General features: G+C 50.5%; 17 protein-coding genes. 2 read left to right on the top strand and 15 right to left on the bottom strand.

Annotated features, from left to right (window positions below):
- Nucleotides 1-67 precede the first annotated feature (67 nt).
- Nucleotides 68-406: a P-II family nitrogen regulator gene (locus TK45_RS13095; protein ID WP_131259291.1), complete on the bottom strand. Its 339-nt coding sequence runs from the start codon at nt 404-406 to the stop codon at nt 68-70.
- 23 nt (nt 407-429) lie between these two features.
- Nucleotides 430-1,254, bottom strand: coding sequence for an ammonia-dependent NAD(+) synthetase (nadE, locus tag TK45_RS13090; RefSeq protein ID WP_131259290.1), 825 nt, complete (start codon nt 1,252-1,254; stop codon nt 430-432).
- 163 nt (nt 1,255-1,417) lie between these two features.
- Here nadE and TK45_RS13085 point away from each other — a divergent pair, with 163 nt between their 5' ends.
- Nucleotides 1,418-1,963, top strand: coding sequence for a GspH/FimT family pseudopilin (locus tag TK45_RS13085; RefSeq protein WP_131259289.1), 546 nt, complete (start codon nt 1,418-1,420; stop codon nt 1,961-1,963).
- On the opposite strand, the gene TK45_RS13080 is transcribed toward TK45_RS13085, so the two are convergent.
- From TK45_RS13080 to TK45_RS13040, 9 genes are all read right to left on the bottom strand, one after another.
- Nucleotides 1,960-2,418, bottom strand: a complete 459-nt coding sequence (locus tag TK45_RS13080; protein ID WP_131259288.1) for a type IV pilin protein — start codon at nt 2,416-2,418, stop codon at nt 1,960-1,962. The two genes, TK45_RS13085 and TK45_RS13080, sit on opposite strands and share 4 nt — an antisense overlap.
- Nucleotides 2,415-6,494 carry a PilC/PilY family type IV pilus protein gene (locus tag TK45_RS13075; protein WP_131259293.1) on the bottom strand — a complete coding sequence of 1,360 codons (4,080 nt, stop codon included), beginning with the start codon at nt 6,492-6,494 and terminating at the stop codon, nt 2,415-2,417. Before TK45_RS13075 ends, TK45_RS13080 begins: the two co-directional genes overlap by 4 nt.
- Nucleotides 6,495-6,504: 10 nt before the next feature.
- Nucleotides 6,505-7,074: a PilX N-terminal domain-containing pilus assembly protein gene (locus TK45_RS13070; RefSeq protein ID WP_131259287.1), complete on the bottom strand. Its 570-nt coding sequence runs from the start codon at nt 7,072-7,074 to the stop codon at nt 6,505-6,507.
- A complete protein-coding gene (locus tag TK45_RS13065; protein WP_131259286.1) occupies nt 7,071-7,928 on the bottom strand; it encodes a PilW family protein in 858 nt (285 codons plus the stop codon). Before TK45_RS13065 ends, TK45_RS13070 begins: the two co-directional genes overlap by 4 nt.
- Complete coding sequence (locus tag TK45_RS13060; RefSeq protein WP_131259285.1) at nt 7,925-8,563, bottom strand: prepilin-type N-terminal cleavage/methylation domain-containing protein; 639 nt, start codon at nt 8,561-8,563, stop codon at nt 7,925-7,927. Before TK45_RS13060 ends, TK45_RS13065 begins: the two co-directional genes overlap by 4 nt.
- Before the next feature lie 92 nt (nt 8,564-8,655).
- Nucleotides 8,656-10,716: a prepilin-type N-terminal cleavage/methylation domain-containing protein gene (locus TK45_RS13055; protein ID WP_131259284.1), complete on the bottom strand. Its 2,061-nt coding sequence runs from the start codon at nt 10,714-10,716 to the stop codon at nt 8,656-8,658.
- Nucleotides 10,717-10,724: 8 nt separating this feature from the next.
- Nucleotides 10,725-11,843, bottom strand: coding sequence for a hypothetical protein (locus tag TK45_RS13050; protein ID WP_131259283.1), 1,119 nt, complete (start codon nt 11,841-11,843; stop codon nt 10,725-10,727).
- Nucleotides 11,836-12,450 carry a prepilin-type N-terminal cleavage/methylation domain-containing protein gene (locus tag TK45_RS13045; protein ID WP_131259282.1) on the bottom strand — a complete coding sequence of 205 codons (615 nt, stop codon included), beginning with the start codon at nt 12,448-12,450 and terminating at the stop codon, nt 11,836-11,838. Before TK45_RS13045 ends, TK45_RS13050 begins: the two co-directional genes overlap by 8 nt.
- Nucleotides 12,451-12,975: a GspH/FimT family pseudopilin gene (locus TK45_RS13040; protein ID WP_131259281.1), complete on the bottom strand. Its 525-nt coding sequence runs from the start codon at nt 12,973-12,975 to the stop codon at nt 12,451-12,453.
- A gap of 86 nt (nt 12,976-13,061) precedes the next feature.
- Between TK45_RS13040 and TK45_RS13035 the strand changes: the two genes are divergently transcribed.
- Complete coding sequence (locus tag TK45_RS13035) at nt 13,062-13,433, top strand: type IV pilin protein (RefSeq protein ID WP_131259280.1); 372 nt, start codon at nt 13,062-13,064, stop codon at nt 13,431-13,433.
- Nucleotides 13,434-13,438: 5 nt separating this feature from the next.
- Here the strand turns inward: TK45_RS13035 and ispH are convergent, their stop codons facing one another.
- The 4 genes from ispH to ileS are packed head-to-tail and all read right to left on the bottom strand — an operon-like array spanning nt 13,439 to nt 18,136.
- Entirely contained in the window at nt 13,439-14,383 is a 945-nt protein-coding gene (ispH, locus tag TK45_RS13030) for a 4-hydroxy-3-methylbut-2-enyl diphosphate reductase (RefSeq protein WP_131259279.1), read from the bottom strand.
- Between the two features lies 1 nt (nt 14,384).
- On the bottom strand, nt 14,385-14,822 hold the full coding sequence (fkpB, locus tag TK45_RS13025; RefSeq protein ID WP_131259278.1) for an FKBP-type peptidyl-prolyl cis-trans isomerase: 438 nt from the start codon (nt 14,820-14,822) through the stop codon (nt 14,385-14,387).
- On the bottom strand, nt 14,815-15,315 hold the full coding sequence (lspA, locus tag TK45_RS13020) for a signal peptidase II (RefSeq protein WP_131259277.1): 501 nt from the start codon (nt 15,313-15,315) through the stop codon (nt 14,815-14,817). The genes fkpB and lspA overlap by 8 nt, the downstream gene beginning before the upstream one ends.
- Nucleotides 15,308-18,136 carry an isoleucine--tRNA ligase gene (ileS, locus tag TK45_RS13015; protein WP_131259276.1) on the bottom strand — a complete coding sequence of 943 codons (2,829 nt, stop codon included), beginning with the start codon at nt 18,134-18,136 and terminating at the stop codon, nt 15,308-15,310. The genes lspA and ileS overlap by 8 nt, the downstream gene beginning before the upstream one ends.
- Nucleotides 18,137-18,149 lie beyond the last annotated feature (13 nt).

Genomic DNA, 18,149 nt, shown 5'->3' with positions numbered 1-18,149 from the left:
AATCAGCGACGGAACCAAAGAAAACTAAGTAACGACAAAAAAGCCTGACAATGTCAGGCTTTTTTTATCAGATTGCGTCTTCGTTTTCTTCACCGGTACGGATACGAATGACCCGCTCCACTTCGGTGACAAAGATTTTACCATCACCGATTTTGCCGGTTTTCGCCGCTTTGATAATCGCTTCGATACATTGATCGACCAGTTCGTCACCAATCACCAATTCAATATGGTTCTTAGGCAGAAAATCGACCTGATACTCGGCACCACGATATAGTTCGGTATGCCCTTTCTGACGACCAAAGCCTTTCACTTCAGTTACTGTCATGCCGGTTATCCCAATATCCGCCAGCGCCTCACGAACATCATCCATTTTGAACGGTTTAATAATCGCTGTAATCTTCTTCATACCCACTTTCCCTAAATTCAGAATTAATCGTAAATAGTTGGAATCGCTTTACGCTTATGTTGCGTGCGCTGGTAGATATATGCAAGACGTTCAGCCACTTCGGCACTGACCGGCTTTCCCTCGAGGAAATCATCAATTTGGTCATAGGTAAGGCCTAATGCATCCTCATCCGCTTTTTGCGGGCTGAGACTTTCCAAATCTGCGGTCGGTGCTTTTTCAATGACGATACGTGGCGCGCCCATCTTACGGGCCAGCTGACGCACCTGGCGTTTACTTAATCCGAAAAGTGGCGCTAGATCGCAGGCACCGTCGCCAAATTTAGTGTAGAAACCGGTAATATTCTCGGCGCTATGATCTGTGCCCAGCACCAGTCCATCCAATAAACCTGCAATATGGTATTGCAACACCATGCGGGTGCGGGCTTTGGTGTTGCCTTTTACAAAGTCGACCTTGCCTGGGTCCGCCGGAATTTGTTCTTGTAACGCCAGTAAACATTGCTGCTCGATGGCGTCAGCCCCCGGCTTCACGTTCACTGTTACGGCTTGCGAAGGCTGAATAAAATCAATAGAGGCTTGAGCATCCGCTTCGTCAGCCTGCACATCATAAGGTAAACGCACCGCTACAAACTGATATCGTTTACCGTGCTCCTGATTTAACTGGTCTACCGCTAACTGCGCCAGTTTGCCACAGGTACAACTATCAATACCGCCACTGATCCCCAATACCAGAGTGTTCATGCCTGATTGGGTCAGATAGCGCTTGATGAAATCGACGCGCCGGGAAATTTCGAAATCGACATCTATCTCGGGCAATACCCGCATTTCGTCGATAATGTGTTGATAATCCATGCTGATTCTTCAGTTATTTCTAGCCTGCGGTAATAGTATGAAATTCATCAACATTTTTAAACTGTTAACACCCGCGATGCCGCCAATACCCTAGAAGAAATTAGCATACCCAAAAACCATGTGATTTGGTTATGCTAAGCATCTGACAGGCTGGGATACTGACATGAACAAACAATCTGGATTGACGTTAATGGAATTAATGATTGCGCTGGCGATAGGTGCAATCTTAATTACTGTGGTTGCGCCGAACGTTAACCATATCGTGCAGCAAAATCAGATCGTCGCGCAAACCAACCAATCCAGCAGCTTACTGCAATTTGCCCGGGCCAATGCTGTCAATGAGCAGTTTGCGACAACGCTTTGCCCCACCGCAGATTTTCAGACGTGTACAAACAACTGGCAACAAGCGCTGATGGTATTTAGCGATGAAAATAATGACAATGTGCGCAATGATGATGAACCATTGCTGGCCAGTACCGAACGGGCAAGTGCTACTACCCTGATAAGCGGCCCTGCGCAGCCATTCAGATTTAATCCGGACGGCAGCAGTAATATTACCGCTTCACTGGTGATGTGCCATCAAAATGGCGACGAAACGAAAGCGCGGGGACTCTATATCGCGTTAAATGGCAGAGTGAAGACGAGTCAGGATAGCAACAATGACGGAGTCTACGAAGATCTCGATGGCAATGCCATCGAATGCCCTTAACACTTCCAACAATATTCATCTGCACCTATTGCGCCATTATTATCCTTATCCCAGGCTTTACGCCCATCACTAAACAGATAAAGGCTGCCATTATTCTGCTGCACGGAGCCTGCAACAGGAGCCGCGCGTAAGCGGTAACTAATTCCATTGGCGCCCATGGTATCAATGCTCAGGTCGTACACTTTATTGGCAACATTTTCCGCAGACGGTGAATATCCCTTAAATACAGCCGGCGTCCCTGTGTCACCACCGCCCTCGGCGGCTCCCGCATAACTGTAATTCACACTTTTATGCTGCTCCATAGCCGCAGCCAGTGCCATTAAATCAGCTTGTGCCGCAGCACGGTTAGCACTGCGCACATGATCCTGATATGACGGTACGGCAATCACGACCAGAATCCCAACAATCGCCACGGCGACCATCAACTCAATTAAAGAAAAGCCTTGTTGCTTCATGGTTGTCGCTCCGTTTGTGTTTCCCAACTGGCCTCCTGCACACGTTTGAGGCGACCAAGAATATTTTGCGCCAGACAATCCAGGCCGGTGGTGCAGGCCTGCTCTTCGCCGCTTTCGTCAATTTCAATGACTGCGGAACCACATTCTGTCCCTAAGCACACCACGGGATGCAAAGCATCCTCTATCAGGATCTTGGTTTCCGGCGCGATACCACTTTGAGCCAGATCCGTGTATCTGTCACTATGATTGAGCGAGTTATCCCGATTTAAATCTGTAATCGCATTGGCATCAATCAGATCCACCAGATAAGCACGGCTGTTGCCACTTGGCGGTGCACACTCACTTTCACTGATCGCGGCAGGTAAATAGGTAGTAAACAACACGCGATAATTGAGAATAAGCGGAGATGCCAACACTTTTTCACCGCCCGTCCCCAGACTAATCAGCCACCCTTGCTTGCTAGCTAACAGCGAGGAGGCGATTTCACGCGCATCGCTGTCAGACGAGGTCAACGTGTGTAATGTCGCGTCGTATAAGTCAGTCAATGTTACGGGGGCGGCGGGTAACGACCAGTTACCTGACTCATCCTGTGTAAAGACCCCAGTGTCTTTAATCATCAGCATGTAGTCTTTGATATCTGTGTTCAGTGGATGGGCGCGGTAGCCCGACCCAATGGCAACGGCATAATAATGCTCGCTGTTCATACTCACTTCAGATACATCAGGTGCATAGAAGAAACGACGGTTTTCCACCTCATTATCGTCTCCTGCTATCTGCGCCAACAGCCCACCACGCACCAAATCACCGGCAGTATTACCCTGAGTAATATCCAGACGGAAAAGCTGCCCGCCGGTGTCTGCTACGTATAAATGATCCGCTAGGCCATCATCATCGCGGTCGATAACGGCCACCCGAGCCGGAATACTGTAATTCATGTCGGGTAGCAGCAGGTCGGCATCACTATTACTGGCTGACCAGAGTAGTTCGCCGGTATTGGCATCGACCATGAACACAGCGTTACCCATGCTATCTACCCCTCTGACTAAGCGATAGTCCTGCTGTTCATCATACCCGCCCGCAAATATCAGCACATCACGCACGCTGCCGGCCAGATTGACACGTGCCGGTACAGGTTTCGACCAGGTCTGCCCCAGTTTACTGAACGCGCCTTGACCACCTTCAATTTTAAACTTGAGCTGAGGACTGGTTTTATTGGTGATATCGAACGCGTAGTAGTCCCGTCCTCCCCTTCGCATGCCCACATACAGGTAAATACGGTCCGATGTTTTACGCAATACCATATCGCCATCCAGGCCATAAATATGATTAAAGGACGAGTTATTTAAATAAAATGCATGCACATTACTTAATAGCTTTTTCGGTGCGACGGCAAAGTTTTCGCTGCCGGTCTCCGGGTCGAAGGAATGCAAAAATCCCTGATTGGTTGCCACCAGAATCGCGCTGTCGGTATCCGAATAATTAACGATGACGGGTTGCGAGTGTATGGGGTCACCCATTTGCAGTCGAATGTCCGTGTTATCCCCATCATCGTCCGCATCCTGCACATCCACGCCTCGTAACCACTTGAGTAACACATTGCGCAAATCTGCCGGGGCGGGTTGGCCGTCGATGGCTAAATCTGTGGTCGTGATCGCGGTGTTACTCTCATGGATTCGATTTGCCGCCGTGACAATAACGCCAGGCGCGTCAAACATATACATGTTACGGCTTAAGGTCAGATTGCTGGCCGCGCCCCCCGCCCTGACATCTGCACCATCCGCAGAGGCCGACCAGTAGCTGTGTGCGGTTTCCTTGAAATAGCCGGTAGCATCGTCCACCGCACTTAAACTATTACTATCAACAATTGAGTTTCCGACAATCTTGTATTTTTTCAGGTTTCCTGGCCAGGCGGTGCCTTCAGAAGGCTTAAACAATGCAAAATACAGCTCATCCCTGTGGGTCAGACGGTTTAACTGGTTTACCGCCACCCCAGGCGAGACGAACGTCGCATTCACGTCTTTAACACTGCGCAGGATCGACTCAAACGCCGTGAGCAATTGCGCACTATCGCTGGCAGTATAAAAACTACCACCGCCCTGCAATGCTAACTGATTCAGAAAGTTATTCGCGGTGGCATTGGCGGCAAAGCCGATGGTGTGAGTGAGAATACGCGGGCCAATCACCGACTCACTGGCTTTGCTGACATTTTTGATTAAATCCAGTCCGCACAGTTCTCCAGAGCTTGCGGACGTGCAGCTTCGTCCCAGTAATGTCGCTATCTCATCCGCAGAGTGATTATTGTTGGCCTCGCCGTCAGACAGCAGCACAATGTGGTTATTGGTCTGACATTGTAAATCAGTGACAGGTGATATGTAGGTCGCTCCGTCCGGAATGTATTCCGTTTCACACGCGGAATTATTTAAATCGTCATCAGTACAGCCTACGGCGCGAATAGGATCGCCCCCTACATAACTGGCTCGATGGCTAACCCGTGTCGCTCGGCGCACACTGCTGCTGACGCCAGATGCGCCGCGTTCCAATCCATACAATACATCCAGACCACCGTAATAACTGACTGCCTCAAGCAGGGTATCGACGATTGGCGTGTAACCATTGGCCGATAACTCATCGACTTTATTGAGCAGATGGTCACGCACTGTCGCCACGGTTTCAGGAATTGCCGCCCCTTGAAAGCGCACTACCAGTTGTGGCGCGCCAGATGGCTTGCCATTGTAGGAGTATGCTCCCCGATTGCCGGTAAAGTCAGATAAGACGAACATGACGGCATTACCAGACTGCCAGTCCGCACGGTTTACAATTTGCTGAACCTGTGCTGCCAGATTGGGAGTCTGGTATGTTTCGTCTTTGTACCAGTTAGGCAAACCCGTCCATGCGATGCCACTGGTTTTCGCCGCATCACGCAAGACGTAGCGATCGCGTCGTCTGAAACGATCAGGGTTGGCTTCATTAATCATCCTGATTTGCATATCCGCACTACCGTAGCGGTTTTGATAGGCGGTAAAAATAAGATACGCCTCGGTAACTACAGCGCCTGGCGGAATCGTAAGATTAGCGAAGCGCATGCCTACATAGTTATTACTGCTGGCATTAAAGGTTAACTCACTACCGGTGTTGAGATAACCATCGGGCTGCTCTTCAGCGTTGTTATTATTGTTATCAACCTGATAAAACATTTCACCCGCAACACACCCTGTGGCCGATGCCTGATCATAGGTCACTACTAATTCAGGCGATAACCCTGTGCCCTCGTCATAAGATTTGATATATCGATTGGCACCTGTTGAAGCACTGCTACCGTCCACCACAATGCCAAGTGCATTGCCGCCGCACCAATCCGCCCGATTCACCACTTCCTGAATAATCGGTGAAATATCTTCACTCACCACGCGTTCAGAGGTAACCGGCCAATCATTGTCAGTATTCCAGTCCACTTGCGCAGTCGTCAGGGCAAGCGAACTTAGCGACGACGAATTGCTAAACTGCGCCACATCACCGCTGGCAATACCATGCAAGCTCATAGATGCCGCTACTGCATTATAACCATCTGAGCTAAAACGGATTTTTGCAGAAGTAATCGTTGCGCCGCGTGGAATGTTCAGATCATCAAAGCGCAAACCAGTACGTAAACTGGCCAGCCCTTCCACCAGCTTAATTCGGGTGGATGTGGTGTTAACGGACCCCAACACTTCAAATGCATCGTCACTGCTGTGACTTAACGACGTAATAATTTCCGGTACAACGGGTGAGTCGATGGGACGCACCGGGTACAAGATTGGCCCGCCATAATCGGAGAAACGCATTAAACCCGCATTGATATTGGTCGCAGACCGCAAGGCGGCTTTTAGCGCATTTTGCACACGTAATAAACGAGACTCTTCGGTGCCATCCTTGCCAGTCATACTGCCCGACGTATCCATAATAAACAGCACATTCGGGTTGAACGTCGTCGTCTCGCTTCCTGTCCCCAGATAAATTTCGATATCATCGGCCTGTGCGCAAAAACTGATGGCTGCCGTCAGCCCCATCGAAATAACAGCATGGAATAACTTGTTCATCATGCCTCTCCTAATTACTCATTGACGCAGGCGCAAACACCGACACATTCAGACTATTGGCAACTGCATAAGGCGCTGCTGCGCTTTGGCCACAACCGCGAATAATGAACTGGTGACAACTGATGTTACTGCCGCCTATGACATTGCTGGATCCTTTACAGGCGCGCTCACCAATAAACGCACTCTTCGACCAGGCCCGTACCGCTGGACGATCGGAAAAATTGGCGGCGGCTACATGACGCTGCCCCCGGTTTAATCCATCGGCGGTGATTTGTCTGGCTGTCCAGTTGTTATCATTGAAACAACTTAACTGCTGGTTTGCTAAATCAATGGCCACATCCTGCCTGGCTTCGGTGAGGGGATCGGTCAACGCATCATCGGCCAACAAAAAAGGATCCTCAGACTCGAAGACAACCGCATTGATCGCCGCTTCAGCCGCTTCAAAAGCAACCGTTTTTGACTCTCCTGCGCTGGCCATTTTGGACTGCAACAAACTGGATGATACGGCGGCGATACCAAGCAACGTCATGGTCAGCAGAATTAGCAAAGCGAATACCAAAACCAAACCTGATTGTTTCATTGACTCGCTCCAAACCAGTTTTTACTGTTACGCAATACCACGGTTGCGCCGAAATCACGGTAATAACCATTGTCCGGCGCATTCTGCAACGCTTCATTCAGTAACTTAAATTGCGCAGCCTGAGGCAAGTTAACTTGCCCGTCACCTTTAACTAACACCGCAAAACGGATAGTCACAGCACTCGCCCCTTGCCCTCGCAAAGCCGCCAATTGTTCCGCAGTGACATATTGCGCTGGACGACCCAACTCATGCTCGGCGGCATTAGTAAACGCAATACCGTATTGCACCTGAAAATCCACCACATCATCGAGCAGCGTGTAGGCAGCATTGCCGTCATGCCCTTGTGCTGCTTTCAAGCCACGCAGCGCCCTGCCGTCAAAGCCGCGACATTTAAGCTGCCCGTCTTCCAAAAAATACTCATTCACCACATGAAAGCGTTCTGTACCGTTATACCCATGCTGCAGGCTGCGGCAATCAGAAGAACCGGCCATGCTAATAACCAGCGTATCCGCTGCGCCATCCGCCCCCTGACTGGCACCCAGTAGCGGACGCTGAATAAAATCACCGGGCAAATTAATAGTGCGCTGATGAATAAAACTCTCTTCTGCCAGCGTATCCACATCTCGGTTTAACAGCGGACTGTTACGATCATAAAGCCCTGCACGCAGCACATCATCGCGTAAGCGCTGCACGATAAAGCGCCCGCCTTCCTGCGCCGATGCCATGGCCTGATTTAATCTGGATGTGACCTGATTACTGACCAGAACCTGTATGATGGCGCCACTGATAATTACCCCCAGCAACAAACTGACCATCAATTCAACCAAGGTAAAACCGCGTTGTTGATAGCTCATAGGATCAACCTCACCACAACGCAGTCAGCATGTTCGCTGCCATCTATGGCACAATCAGGGTTATCAATCCGGTTTGCCCCCTGCCAACTGGTCGTCGGCCAACGCAGAATTATTTGCAACGTGGAGCCTGCGCTGCAGCTTTGCCCATCCAGTGCATTAATGTCTGCACAGGTCACGGCTAATTGTGCCGATGGATTGGATTTCACAGCGGCACAACTGACCTGCCAACCATCATATCGGGCCATTTCTGCAGTGCTGCACTGATTAGCATCACAATCCGGGATGGCAACAGGTCGCGCAGTGCAATGGCATTGCCATGGGTTACTTTCATCACAGGCCAGTCCGGCAAAATTCCAGTTGTCGGCCGCGAAATACTGATTATCAACAATACGCCCCGGTGCACTGAGTGATTGCAGAGCACTGGCCTGCAACCTTTCACTTAGTTGTTGCACCTGCATGGTTGCATCTGAACGGTTCAGAGCGGCGGAATTGGTAAAGGAGCCCACCAGTTGCAGCGAGGCAACGCCGAGCAGTCCAATAGACAAAATGAACAAGGTAATCAGGACCTCAATAAGTCCTAAACCCTGCTGTGTAATATGGGGTGAGCTCTGCGCCCTGAATGTCCCTGATTCCATGCGGCTGCACTCAAAGATGATGAGTGCTTAGCCTATCAGAAGTAATGGATAATTAGGTATAGGATTGCGTTATAGGTTATAGAGCAGACGCCTTATGGCGTCAGCTCTATGATGATGTTGTAGTCGCGATTGGATGTGGCTTCTAATTTACTAAGCAACGAGAACGCATTGGCTTCGACCTGAGACCCATCCGGATATTCCACTTTCAGCGTCACCGAATAGCCTGGTGCGGTAAATGCTAAACTAATCGTGCCATTCCAGTTCTCAGACACATCGTCGCAACTATAGAATGGGGTCGCTTTTCCTTTCGGCACACTCACACTACAACTAAAGTGAGCAGGGTCGGCAGTTAGGGCCAATGCGGTTAAATCCACATAATCGGCTTTTTTGTCATTATTGGTCTCACAGGCACTACTGACGCCACTAATGACAGTTACACATTTAATGTCACCAATCAGGCCAAAGTACTTTTCAGTCGTGGCTTTACCATTAACTTCTACATTAACCGTGTCATCCAACCGTCCAAGGTAAACTTCGAAAGGAGAAATAGGATTGGTACCCGTAATGCCCGAGCTAAAGGGATAGGCTTTTACCGATACATTGGTCGTGCCATCAGCCAGCGCTTCAAGGCGCCCCCTGCTATAAGTGCCGTATAAATCATTGTCAGGGTCAACAATTGTCTCAATCGGTTCTTCAGTAATGGTTGCGACAACCGCATCCCCCGTATCCCAGCCTGACAAAAGGGTTAAATTGACATCATAAAATGGTGTGATCGCTTTCCAGGTCGCATCACCTGCATTGATTTTCTCGATTATCGCAGCGCGATGCTCATCTGTGATGCGATCCACATATATACCCCGGGCAATCATTTGGTAAGCGCCGGGCGGCACCTGGAAATCTCGATTGGCAGGACGAGTCGGCGCAGTGGAACCCGCAATCCGGCTCTCAACTAATCCTTCGGTGTATGCCCGATAGGCAGTAAAGTTGGCCTCATTAAACAAATAATCCTGTTTAAATGTAATCACATCGACCAAATACCAATCCGCATACAGTTCAAACAATCCATCCACTCGTTTAAATCTGCACGCTTCAATATATTTGTCACCAATTAATGTCGCAGCGGTGTAGGTTATGCCGTCATAATTATAATGGCGATGTGGATTACCCCATTCCTTACGGTAATAATTTTCATCACTTACCATCGCCGCCGTATCGTGATGGTCCCGACAACAGGCAGTGCAGAGTTCAGGCTGGCCATTGCCATCGGGTACACCAGTCGTTTTCGTTACTAATTGACCTCGCTGTACCACCAACTGTCCGTCTACCAATGTCGTTTGAGATGGCGTATAGCCCTGATTCTGTCCCGCCAATGCGCATTTACAATTTACAGTAAGAAAGTCTTCCTGCTCCAACTTCGTCACGTCATCAGGCAACTCGATGTATTTGACTGTTTCAAACTGGACCTGAATGTTATCACCGGTTTTATTCACCTCAGGCACTGGCTTAGAAGTCTCAACCTTTTTACCATCGCCCAGATCATAAGAAATAACATCCGGAGCGACCCCAGGTGTATAATCAACCGTTGGGCCTTTTCTGCTATTGTCTGACTCCTGCAGCGCCTGATGGCTGGCAGTCAGCACAACCGGCGCAATAGTGCCGTCAATCTGCACTTGTTTGGCATCGCCCTGGTAGTCCTGCCAGCTGATTTGTACTGTAACGACTTTCTTGCTCGGCCAAGATGGCAGGTTCGCTGGTAATCCGGGATCTCCTTCATTTAACCAGGTATCCGCCAATCCATCTGCATTGGTATCCACATAGTACTGGTTGGTCACGGTCCAGTTACGGATGAACGTGTGATTCATATCGGCATCGGCATTAACCGCGACATCAATATTGCCTGAGACCAGCGCACCACCGGCATTATTCTGCACATCGTTGTAATCAAACACCCCAGCCGTGGTCTGCAATTGCGTAAAGGTGCGCAAATCATCCATTTTTTCCTGCGCCAGCTTTAATGCCACCGCGCGTAGATTAAGCTGCGCATCCGAGCGCATAAAATTCGATTGCAGTGTTACATACCCCGTCACCCCAATCAGGATAACCAGTGCTGCAATTAGCATTTCGATTAAGGTAAAACCAGCTTGCTTCTTCATGTGGCCTCCTAAAAGTCCCGCCACGAGCCAGGAACTCTGGCTACGCGTAAAAAGGCATCATGCTGTTCAATAGCCGTCAGTACGCTGGCATCATAGACAGCGTTATACGTACCATTTGCATGACCAACAGGGTGATTGGACGCCACCACACCCAAAACATGTGCACCACCCGCCATATCGATTTCAAAATCCGCCACCACACCGGGTTTGCGGAATGAGAACAAGATCCCATGTAACAACGCACCACCATTCATCTTGATGTCACCGTCGGTGACAATCAAAATCACTGGCGACGTTGGTGTCCCAATGACTGTACCGGCATTGATCGTACAATCGCCATCAACCCAGATAAGGCCAACCGATGCCGCGCTGAGGGTCGTACAATCGGCCAGAATCTCTGTGGCATCGGCACGTAAATCTGCCCAGTTGTCATCCGGCACATTAAACAGATATTCCATCAGGTCATCGGGAAACCCCGGGTCATTATCAACAATGTCCAGGCCTTTAAACCCAGCTTCTGAATAGGGTTCGCTCGAGCAATTGCCCTGATTGTATTCATACAATCCACAGGTAGTGCCTGAACCATTGTTTAGGTCAACGGCCTGATCAGTCCAGATGGACAGCGGCACACCCGTCCCACCACCATTGGGGTTCGCTGTCACTTCGAAATTACCACCGACGGCTAACCCGCCCGCGACAATCAAAGGTGCATCCGGTGCGTTAGCCAATAACGAATACTGAATGGCCTGCTCGCTCATATTTACCGTCGCCAGACCATCTGGAGATGTGCCGGTAGATGTCAGGGTTAGCAACGTCAGTTCGCCGGAATCACGCACCACCAACTGACGCACACCCTGTACGGTAAATCCGGCGTTGTTACCCAGCACCTGTGCATCCGGGCCACCGAGCCAATCCGGATCAGCATCCAACATGCCAAAACCGTGCATCAGGCCCGCTTCGGACGCTGCAAACGCCAAACGATAATTCTGTTCGTTGAGTAACACTTTGTGTTCAAGGGATTTGATTTTGCCGGTGTACAGGCTGACCAGTAACACCAGCACCAGCAACAGCACCACAGAAATCAAGATGGCAGCACCGCGCTGTTTGGCTAATTGAGCATTAATCATAAGCGCGCACCAGGAAAGTCTCTGCGTATGTACGGGAGACATTAGGTAGATCGGCCAATGTACCCTGCAATGTTACCGTGACTTCGTAACTATTGACGTTATTGGCCACCGTCTGCACCACGTTAAATGTCAGGCCGGTTACACTCACCACATCATCATCGGTAAGGTCCTGCCACCCTGCCTCAGTGCAGGTCAAACCGCCCTGACGCATTTCCAGACTGTTTTCCCGAAGACGAAAACCGTAGGCTTCGCTCGGTGCAGCATCAATCACGCCATTGCCATTTCCGTCATAGCTATACAGCAAGCAGCTATTGGCCGCTTCACCGGCGAATTCACTCACTACAATGGAGTTGGCAAACGGGTTAGGATTATTGGTGGGATCGGCCACCATCAGATTCGTGTTGGCGAAGTAGCCTGCACGGCGCACATCACGCACAATCAGCGCCATTATCGAGGAGAGTTCTTCTTTGAGTCGGGTTTGCGCCAGCATGCGGCCATTTGATCCGACACCCATGCCGATAACCGAGGACAACACTGACAATGCAGTGATGCCCAGCAACATCGCAATCATCATTTCAATCAATGTGGCCCCGCGTTGCTTATTCATTCAGCAATCCTCATAACTGGTCACTGTGCCAGCGGCCACACATATGCGCGGTCGGCCCAGATTGCTCAACACCAGGCGCAATGTATTGGTGCCGTCGGTAAATTCCAGTTGACCGGCGTTGCCGATGGCCAGTCCTCTGCGGCTATCAATGACACTACGCTGATCCACGAAGGTGACATTCTGCATAGTGACATTACGATAATCGGCAGCTAATACCCGTTGCTCAACTCCATCTACCGTGCAGCTGGCAGCAACGGAACAATCACATACGCCGGCATCACTTATCCCGACACACCAATTTGCCCCATCCTGGAAATCAATGTTGGCATCCACCCCTTTCGAAATCGCCACGCTGCGCGCGTATTGCAACGCGTAATAACTGCCATCTGCGGCGCCTTTCACGGTATTTGACTTTAATGCATCCAGAATCGCAGGTGCGCCCATAGTGACCAGGATCGCCATCACCGCGACAGTCACCAGTAGCTCAATCAGGGTGAAACCTTGTTGTATGTACCTGGTTGCCATTAGCTATACCTAAAAACGTTCGCTTTTATTTTTACCTAAGCACTAGTATATAAACAATTCCTTCAGCATATAGGTATCGGCACAGAATGAAACGTATTAGCGGGTTTACTTTGATTGAAATAATGGTGGCGTTAGCCATCCTCGGCATTATTGTGGTGATTGCGGTACCAACCTTTAACGAGCGCGTAATTGTCGCCAGGCGCGATGATGCCAAACAACAACTACTACGTCTGCAGCTAGCTCAGGAACAATTCAGACTGGAAAATAATGCCTATGCCACCACTGCTGAGCTGGGCGTGCCTGTCAGTGATTTTTATACCTATGCGGTAGCTGCACAATCTGCCACCACCTATAGCCTGACCGCGACGGCAAGAGGTTCACAGACCAGTGATGAAGCAGCCTGCCAGGTATTGTCACTGGATCAATCTATGACAAAATCCCCGGCAGCATGTTGGTAATGAGATTAACTGACTTGCCTAACCTGTAGCTCTTTCGGTACGGCAAATTCGATATTTTCCTCACGGCCCTGAACTTCGGTAACCATGGTGGCGCCTAGTTCACGTAAACGCGCAATGACGCCCTGCACCAGGACCTCCGGTGCAGACGCGCCGGCGGTGACGCCCACATTGGTCACGCCATCAAACCAGGCCGATTCGATACAATCGGCATCATTAATCAGATGCGCACGGGTGCCCATTTTTTCGGCCAGTTCACGTAAGCGATTGGAATTAGAGCTATTTTGCGCACCAACCACCAAGAGTAAATCAACCCTGTCTGCCAGTTCCCGCACCGCATCCTGACGGTTCTGCGTGGCATAACAGATATCATCTTTACGCGGCCCTTCAATCGCAGTGAAACGCGCCTGTAGTGCATCAATCACATCCGCCGTGTCATCTACAGACAAGGTTGTCTGACTACAGAAATACAGCTTTTGCGGATTTTTAACCGTTAAATTTGCTACATCGTCCACTGACTCAACCAGATAAATCCCGCCTTGCGGATTACTGTATTGGCCCATGGTGCCTTCTACTTCCGGGTGACCAGCATGGCCGATCAGAATGCACTCCACACCTTTTTTGCTGGCGCGGGTCACTTCCATATGCACTTTAGTTACCAGCGGACAGGTGGCATCAAACACTTTCAGGCCGCGTCGCTCTGCTTCCTGTCTGACCGCCTGTGATACGCCGTGGGCAGAGAAAATTACGATATTGTCATCCGGCACTTCATGCAGTTCATCAACAAACACTGCGCCACGGGCACGGAGCCCTTCAACCACGAATTTGTTGTGTACCACTTCATGGCGCACATAAATGGGTGGATTAAACATTTCCAGCGCCCGCTCGACGATGGTGATCGCTCGGTCAACACCGGCACAAAATCCACGGGGGTTGGCTAAATGAATCTGCATATCAGGCCACCTCTAAAATTTCGACCGCAAAGATAACGGTTTGCCCGGCTAACGGGTGATTGAAATCCACCGTGACAGAATGCCCGGTCACATCGCGGATAATACCCGGAATTTCAGCGCCATCCGGTTGGGTAAAGGCGATAATCATGCCGACTTCGGCCGGTGCATCCCCGCCAAAACGGCTGCGATCCATATGATGAATATTGTCTGGATTCGGTTGACCAAACGCCTGCTCCGGCGTCAGGGTAAATTCCTTTTTATCACCTTGTTTGAGGCCCAATAGACAGCGTTCAAAGCCCTCAGTCAGGTTACCGTCACCCATGGTTAACTTGGCTGGCTTGTTATGGACGCGGGTACTGTCGGCCGCGGAGCCGTCGGTGAGTTTTAAATCAAAATGCAGCACAACCTGGCTGCCAGGACCGATAACGATATCAGCCATGTGTTACCTCTTGTGGTTTAGTGCGAAACGCATCAAAAATCAGCAACGCACCGCCGATACAGATGGCGGAGTCTGCGATATTAAAGGTCGGGTAATACCAATCCTGATAAAACACCTGAATCATATCCACCACGTAGCCATACATCAGGCGGTCGTACAGGTTGCCCAGCGCCCCACCGATAACTAATGCATATGCGGCGGGTAATAAGCGCTCAGACGCAGGTGATTTACGCATCCATACCAGTAATAGCGCGCTGATGGCCACTGCGATAATCACAAAAAACCAACGCTGCCAGCCTTCGGCATCATGCAAAAAACTGAACGCCGCGCCGTAATTGTGGGCGTGATACAAATTGAAAAACGGCAGTACTGAAATCGTTTCGTACAACGCCATATTGTCCAGCACCCACAGCTTACTGGCCTGATCGACAATCACTACGATCAGGCTCAGCCATAGCCAGCGCAAGCCCGAATCTTTCAGGGCACTAAGCATAGTGACGCACTTCCCCATCACCGTCGACGTTGTCTACGCAACGTAAACACAATTCTGGATGCGCGGTGTCAGCACCCACATCTTCGCGGTGATGCCAGCAACGTACACACTTTTCCCCTGCTGATTTAGCAATGCTAATCCACAGGCCGTCAACTTCAGTAGAACGGGCGTCTGCCGGACGCTCACTGGCCGCAGCCACCGAGGCTTTAGAGGTAATCAGCACGAAACGTAATTCATCCTGTAATTTGTTCAGTGCTTGCATCAGTTCCGTGCCTGCATACAAGGTCACTTCAGCCTGCAGTGAGCCACCAATCAGGTTGTCACGGCGAGCAGCTTCCAGTGCCGCGTTCACTTCGTCTTTGACGGTCAGAATCTCCGCCCAGAAGCTATCGCCTAATTCATCGGTGATATTGAGATTGTTCAAGCCATCATACCAAGTTTCCGTGAACACAAACTCACTGCGCTCACCCGGCAGCGCCTGCCACACTTCCTGAGCGGTAAAGCTCATAATCGGTGCCATCCAGCGCACCAGCCCTTCGGCAATATGATACAGCGCGGTTTGACAGCTACGACGGGCATGGCTGTCCGCCTTGGCGGTGTACTGGCGATCTTTGATGATATCCAGATAGAAACTACCCAGTTCTACCGAACAGAACTGCATCAATTTCTGGCAGATTTGCAGGAAATCGTAATTCTCATAATCGCGCAGAATATCCTGTTGCAAACTGGCCGCACGGGCGACAACCCAACGATCCAGCGCGACCATGTCATCCAGCGCTACTGCATCAGAGGCCGGATTAAAGCCATTTAGGTTCGCCAGCAGGAAACGAGCGGTATTGCGAATACGACGATAGGCGTCGGCCGCACGCTTGAGAATTTCGTCAGATACCGTCATCTCGCCACGATAATCAGTCGAGGCAACCCACAAACGCAGAATATCCGCGCCCAGTTTATTTACCACGTCCTGCGGCGACACCACGTTGCCCAATGACTTAGACATTTTCTTGCCGTGCGCATCCACGGTAAAACCATGGGTCAGTACTTGCTTGTAAGGTGCATGACCGTGCATGGCAACCGAGGTCATCAATGAGGACATAAACCAGCCGCGGTGTTGGTCTGAGCCTTCCAGATACAAATCAGCTGCAGCAGGAATATCATCACGACGATCCACCACAAAATAATGGGTCACGCCTGAGTCAAACCAAACATCCAGCGTATCTGCCACTTTGACATATTGCTGCGCATCCGCGCCCAACAAGGCTTCACTATCCAGATCCCACCAGGCCTGAATACCTTTGCTTTCCACCTCATTAGCAACCGATTCCAGCAAGTTTGCGGTATTCGGATGCAGATCACCGGTGTCTTTGTCGACAAACAGGGCAATCGGTACACCCCAGGTGCGCTGGCGCGAGATACACCAGTCAGGACGGCCTTCCACCATGGCGGAGATACGGCCTTCACCCCATTCAGGGATCCACTGGGTCTTCTTAATTTCGTTCAATGAATCCTGACGCAAGCCGGCTTTGTCCATGCTGACAAACCATTGTGGCGTAGCACGGAAAATAATCGGCGTTTTGTGGCGCCAGCAGTGCGGATAACTGTGCTCAAATGCGTGGTGATGCATCAATGCACCTTTTTCTGCCAGCAGTTCGACGATAGGAGTATTGGCTTTGAATACATGCTGACCGGCAAAAAATGGCGTGTCTTCCAGATAAACACCATTGGCGCCAACCGGGTTTGCCACTTCCAGATTGTAATTGCGGCCCACATTGAAGTCGTCCACACCATGGCCTGGGGCAGTATGCACGGCACCGGTACCTGAGTCAGTGGTGACGTGCTCGCCCAGGATCATCGGCACGACGAAGTCCAGAAACGGGTGACGCATCTGCACATTTTCCAGCTTGCCACCTTTGGCAAAGCCCAGTGCGTGATAATGCTCTACCCCAAAGCGATCCATACAATCTTTGACCAGATCACTGGCGATGATCAAACGCTGCTTAACGCCGTCTTTTTCTACCTGCACCAGGGTGTAATCCACCGCAGGATGCAAACAGATTGCGCGGTTCGCTGGCAACGTCCACGGCGTGGTAGTCCAGATCACCGCTCGCACCGTACCCTCACCGGCATGGCCTTGTGGATGGTCAAATAACGCCGCCACCGCATCGCTGTCTACTGCGTCAAACGCCACATCGATGGCCGGCGAATGCTTGTCTTTATACTCTACTTCCGCTTCCGCTAGCGCAGAGCCGCAATCAGTACACCAGTGCACGGGCTTAAAGCCTTTTTGCAGGTGACCATTTTCAATAATCTTGCCGAGCACACGGATGATGTCCGCCTCAGAGCGAAAATCCATGGTTTTATACGGGTTGTCCCATTCACCCAACACGCCTAAGCGCACGAAGTCCGCTTTCTGGCCAGCGATTTGCGTTTCTGCGTAATCACGGCAATGTTGACGGAATTCGGCCGCTGAGACTTTCTTGCCTGGTTTGCCGACTTTCTTTTCAACCATCAACTCGATAGGCAGGCCGTGACAATCCCAACCGGGCACATAGGGTGCATCGAAATCGGACAGGGTCTTGGACTTAACAATAATGTCTTTAAGGATTTTATTAACCGCATGGCCAATGTGAATGTTGCCGTTGGCATACGGAGGGCCGTCATGCAGCACAAAAGGCTTTTTACCTTTTTTGGCATCACGGATTTTGTAATAGAGCTTCTTGTCGCTCCATTCGCTGAGCATTTGTGGCTCGCGCTGGGCGAGGTTACCGCGCATGGGAAACTCAGTTTCCGGCAAATTCAGGGTAGGTTTGTAATCGCTCATGAATCCTTAAATC

It is taken from the genome of Bowmanella sp. JS7-9 (genome assembly GCF_004329715.1).
GTDB lineage: Bacteria > Pseudomonadota > Gammaproteobacteria > Enterobacterales > Alteromonadaceae > Pseudobowmanella > Pseudobowmanella zhangzhouensis.
The sequence above is the reverse complement of the archived record's forward strand: the minus strand, read 5'-3'. Positions and strand labels throughout refer to the sequence as shown.